3 protein-coding genes and 1 pseudogene are annotated in these 5,672 nt (G+C 41.9%); all 4 read left to right on the top strand.

What is annotated here, in order from left to right:
- Nucleotides 1-117 precede the first annotated feature (117 nt).
- Nucleotides 118-646, top strand: a pseudogene (locus BHV72_RS06790) (N-acetylmuramoyl-L-alanine amidase).
- Nucleotides 643-738: a smalltalk protein gene (locus BHV72_RS06785; protein ID WP_005681936.1), complete on the top strand. Its 96-nt coding sequence runs from the start codon at nt 643-645 to the stop codon at nt 736-738. The pseudogene BHV72_RS06790 and the gene BHV72_RS06785 overlap by 4 nt, the downstream one beginning before the upstream one ends.
- Nucleotides 739-921: 183 nt before the next feature.
- Nucleotides 922-3,789: a hypothetical protein gene (locus BHV72_RS06780; protein ID WP_286855379.1), complete on the top strand. Its 2,868-nt coding sequence runs from the start codon at nt 922-924 to the stop codon at nt 3,787-3,789.
- A gap of 13 nt (nt 3,790-3,802) precedes the next feature.
- Nucleotides 3,803-5,672: DUF6443 domain-containing protein (locus BHV72_RS06775; RefSeq protein WP_286855378.1), on the top strand; the 1,870-nt coding region annotated here is incomplete at its 3' end.

Below are 5,672 nucleotides of genomic sequence, written 5' to 3'. Positions count from 1 at the left end.
TGACACCGGATCCGTCAGTGTGATTCTCCGGCACAACACAGATTCAAACGACTAAACTAAACGAAGTATTCTGCTGAACGGCAGGTGCTTAACTGAACTATTAATTATTCACTAATTATGCGAACTATCAATTTGTTCGTGGTGCATTGCAGCGCCACGAGGGAGGATTGTACACTCTCCCCTGAAGCTTTGGACGTGATGCATCGGCGTCGCGGATTCAACGGAACAGGCTACCACTACTACATCCGCAAGGACGGAACGTTGTACCTCACCCGCTCGCTCGAACGTATCGGGGCGCACGCAAAAGGCTTCAATGCCCATTCGATAGGTATCTGCTATGAAGGTGGTCTGGACTGCCGGGGACACCCGGCAGATACCCGGACTCCGGCGCAGCGGGCTACGCTCCGGCAACTTGTGGCCGATTTGGAGCTGCGTTTCCCTGGCTGCCGGGTATGCGGGCATCGCGATCTTTCACCGGACTTGAACGGGAACGGTGAGATAGAGCCGGAAGAGTGGATTAAACAGTGCCCGTGCTTCGATGCGTCCAGAGAATTCGGGGAATCTGCAATCGGGGCGGTGAGCACGGAAGAACACAGAGTAACACAACTATTTAAAGACACGGAAAGGAGGTAAATTATGGCAATGAAGAAATCAGTCTGGGATATGATCCTGAAGGTGGTTATCGCAGTGGCTTCGGCTTTAGCAGGCGTTTTGGGCGCTAATGCGATGAATCTGTAATATTTTCTAAATTTGCAAAGGAGTCCCTCCCGGGAAGGACTCCTTTTTTGTGACAAACTAAAGCAGATTTTTCCTCTCTACGGTTATCCGAATGACAGATGCACTATACAATTATATTATAATGATTGTATCACTTATAAAATTTAAAACCAATATTACTATTTACTATAAAAACTAGACGTTATGAGAAAATTATTCTTATTATTTTTTATTTGTTTGTGTGTATTTCCAGAGGTGCTCGCACAACATACTCCTTCAATATATGGCATGGCTAGTAAAATTAATGACTTTTATCCTGTTTCCGTTGAGGCAGCTGCCTTATTTAAGAAGGTTCCGGAAGAAGTGGACTATTGTCGAGGAAAAGTCACTGTTCGTATTCCATTATATGAGATTAAGACTCCATCGTTTACTCTTCCTATAACCTTGTCCTATACTACAGGAGGAATTAAGGTAGGAGAATTGAACGGTGCCGTAGCTCTAGGATGGCGGTTGGAAGCCGAACCTATAATAACCCGTGAGATACGCGGACTACCGGATGAACTGTCTTTCTTGCGCGATAGTACCTATATGAAAACAAATAATGCTCTTTTCTACTCACAGGTAGGGCAAGGTATAAAGGACTTGCAATGTGATATATTTCACTATAGAACTCTTTCTTCTTCCGGTAAATTTATTCTGAACATGACCGATAAACTCGCTTTTCACCCCAATGTGTTGACAGAAGATCCTGTACAGTTGACTGTTCCCGGAGGATGTGCTACAGAGTATTTCCAGAATAGTATAAACTTGGTTGATAACTATGGAACTCGCTATGTTTTCGGGGAATCTTCCTATGCCCGTGAATCAACAACTCATTCAGATGGAATATCCTACAATACATCATGGAAGGTTTCTTCTATTGAATCGGTCGATGGTGAGAGGATGAGTTTTTCGTACAACACTGCTCTTCCTCAGGAATATCATCCGGGAAATTATGACTATTATGCAGTTGAACATACCATAGTTCCTAATATCTCTCCGCTTGTACCTCCTTCCGGTTATTGGAAAGGTGTCAATGGTATTGAGCAATATTATACTCCAGGTCAGAATGGCGATAGCGATAAAACTTGGGGGGATCCCCAGCCTTATCCGGTTGGAGATTCTTATGTAACTATCCGTTATCTGGAGAATATAACTTTTTTGAATGGGAGTGTAAGTTTCAATTATTCAAATCGTACGAAGACATTGGAGAGTATCTGTGTTTACAATAATTCAGGCACATTAATTCGTGAAATTAATATAGAAACGACTCTTCGTGAATATAACCGCGTGCTTCTTGACCGTATTCGGATTAAAGGAATTTCCGGTTCGGATAGTCAAGTGTATGAATTTAATTACAGGCTCCCTGCTTTGGACTATTCTCCATACACTAAAGGAGTGGATTATTGGGGATATTACAATGGGCAAGATGGAAATACCGATTTGATTCCCAATCAGCGCGTACCGCTGTATAATACCGGAGTTATTGTTGATTCTGTTACGATTGGAGGTGCCTATAACCGGTTACCTTCGTTGGCAAATACATTGGCTTATTCATTGGAGAAAATCACATATCCTACGGGAGGAAATACAGTGTTTTATTACAGTCAGAATACGATACTTAATGATGCACGGATGTCTGAACCTGCTGGAGGAGCCCGTATTGATGAAATTGTAGAGAATAGTGGGTCGGGTGAGAATATAGTGAGAAAATTCAAATACCACCTCTCGAATAGTTCTTCAATCGATGCAGGTAGCCTACGCTATCCCATGACCGGTTGGGCTTTTAGAAAAAAAATGCAGAAACTCTATCTGTTCGATGGGCAAATTTTTAGAAATGATTACACTCTTTATCTGGGACAAAATATTTTCACTAATGATAATGACGTATATTATGACGATGTGGAGGAGTATTGTGGTGACGTGCTTACGAAACATGTTTACCCTTATGCTGCTAATCATTTCTCATGGGAATACCTTCAAAATGAAAACAATGCTCTATATTACAGTTCTGCTGTCAACCAAGGGGATAATATAACAGGTTACGGCACTCATCATTTCGGAAATCAAAATGCAAATAGCGAACGGTTGGATTCTCACTCCTCTAAAATGGTTTCCCTTGATGATCTGGAAAGAAAAGTAATCATTCAAAATTACGGGGGAGGAACTAACATGGAAGAGAGGTATCGCAGTTCATATGAAATCAAAACTTACTTTTTGAATTTAACTTCTCCACGGGTGTCTTACTCTCTACAAATTGACTCTTTGCCAGGGGGAAAACAACAGGAGCAAACTAGTTATGTATATGGCAATAATACGACATCCGGACAGAAATACAACCAACTTTATAAGATAATCCGGACGGCTCCTGGAGGAGATACCTATAAAACCGAATATAGTTATCCTTTTGATAAGGCAGAGACACCTTATGACATAATGGTAGCTAAGAATGCTGTATCTTTTCCGGTAGAAGAACGTAGATATAGGAACGATGAGTTAAAAAAGACGATACGCTATGTTTATCGTGCGGATGAAAATACACGGAGTGGGTTCAGTCTGGCAAAAATAATGGAAAGCAGCAACGATGCCAATACGGAATTCCGTGATACGGAAACGTATGACGTTTATCTTTCTTGTGGACGTCCGTTGCAGGTGACACGCCAAGATGGTACAGTTGTCTGTTTTATCTGGGGATACGGAGGACAGTATGTGCTAGCGATTATTGAAAATCTGAACATCATGCAGATAAGTGAGAAAACCGGTCTTGAACCGGAAAATGTAGTGAAGGGTAACATTTCACCTGAGGCTGTACATTCTGCTCTGAAATCTCTTCGGGGTACTTGTTCTCAAGCAAAAATTACGCTCTACAATCATACTCCACTTGTGGGGACAACGGAAGTGAATCATCCGAATGGCAGTGGTAATTTCAATGTCTATGACTCCTTGGGACGCTTGACAAAAGTACTCGATACAGATCATAACATTGTCAAAACCTATGACTATCATGTGGTAAACCCAATTTCTAATAATTAAAACATAGATGATTATGAAAAAACTATATTGTATTATTTTATTTTTGACGCTCACTCTATGGGCTCATTCACAGATACCAACAAATAATTATATCCTTACACGTACTATGTGTGACTCCTTAGGTGTTGCCACTATTGACCAAATTCAATATTATGATGGCCTGGGACGGCCTTATCTGGCTGTATTGAAAGGTGCCGCCGGTGGTAACCGTCATCTGGCATCCTTGCAGGAATACGACACACAAGGACGTAACAAATGCATCTGGTTGCCTGTATGTATTGAACAGGAATATAATAACTCGTATGATCTGAAGAAGAAACTTCTGGAAACTTATCAGGATTCTTTGGCTTATACAAGCTATGATTACCATACTTTGCCTTTGGATCGTGTTACTTGGGAATCCGGTCCGGGCAAGGCTTGGGTTGGCAAAGGGATAAAAAATGATTATTTCTTTAATATAGCTTCTCCTGATTCTGTTCTTTCCTGTAAGAAATATTCGGTAACAGACGGTGGTGGTAGACTTTTATATGACGGATATTACAAAGCAAACTCTCTCTCTGTGGTTTGTAATACAGATGAAGACGGATACCGGAGCTATACATTTAAAGATAGTGAGGGGCGTGTTTTACTTGTTCGTTCGTGCGACGGCAATGTTTTTTCTGATACTTATTTTGTTTACGATAGCTTTGGGCGTTTGTGCTATGTTCTCCCTCCATCGTATCAGGAGAATGAAGACTTGGATTTGTGGGCATATCAATATTCTTATGATGGGTTGGGACGTTGCATAAAGAAGAAATATCCGGGCTGTGATGAGGTCTCCTATGTATATGATAATGCAGACCGTATCATCTGTAGTGAAGATGGCGTCCAGCATTCCCGTTCGCATTATACGGCTTATGCTTATGACGTATTCGGACGTCTTACGAGTACGACCGAAATGACTCGTGGTTCCAACGGTGGGCGAGACTTGGTAAACTCCTGTCTTCGGAAATATTATGATAACTACGATTTTCTGTATACTCCCGAATTGTCTGTCATTAAAGATTCGCTCGATTACTGCGAACTCCCCGGTTTCGGGATCCGCTATGTAAACACGGAAACCCCTTCAGCTTCTTCCTGTGGGTTGCTTACCGGTACCTCGGTAGACGTAGATCTTCCCGGAGAATCTTTTAGACGTCTATATGCGGTTTTTTATTATGATCGTTATGGAAATGTAATCCAGAAATGTTCTACGAACCTCCTTGGGGGATTTGAACGTGATTTTTATTCGTATACCTTTACGGGCAAAGTAGCTTCTCGTCGTCATGTACATACAGTTCCTGGCAAAGCCAACTGTATATATGCGGAGACTTATAGTTATGATTCCCTTGACCGGTTGGTTCGTGTTACGCATCAACAGGACAATGCGCCTGCCATAACTCTTTTTGAAAATGTATACGATTCTTTGGGACGTCTTTCGGCCTGTGTTTACCATGGTGTTTCTTCTGCTCCCGTTACCTATTCTTATAATATCCGTGGCTGGCTTACCGGTATTCGTCATCCATTGTTCAGCCAAATGCTTTATTATACGGACGGTCCGGGAAGGGCTTGCTACAACGGCAATATCAGTAGTATGAGTTGGAAAAGCGGTAATGAAGCAGTGGAACGTGGCTATAAATTCATGTACGACGGTCTTTCCCGTCTTTCAGATGCTTTATATGGTGAAGGGCCGAAGCTTTCTGTAAATATTAACCGTTTTAATGAGCAGGTGACGGGCTATGATAAAATGGGTAATATCTTGGGTTTGAAGCGCTACGGGCAGACTTCAGCGACGGGTTATGATGTGATTGATGATCTTTCTTTGAGTTATGCCGGTAACCGGTTAAAGAAGGTGGCAGACCGTT

It is taken from the genome of Bacteroides sp. 43_46 (assembly GCF_001915455.1).
GTDB classification, from domain to species: domain Bacteria; phylum Bacteroidota; class Bacteroidia; order Bacteroidales; family Bacteroidaceae; genus Bacteroides; species Bacteroides caccae.
The sequence above is the reverse complement of the archived record's forward strand: the minus strand, read 5'-3'. Positions and strand labels throughout refer to the sequence as shown.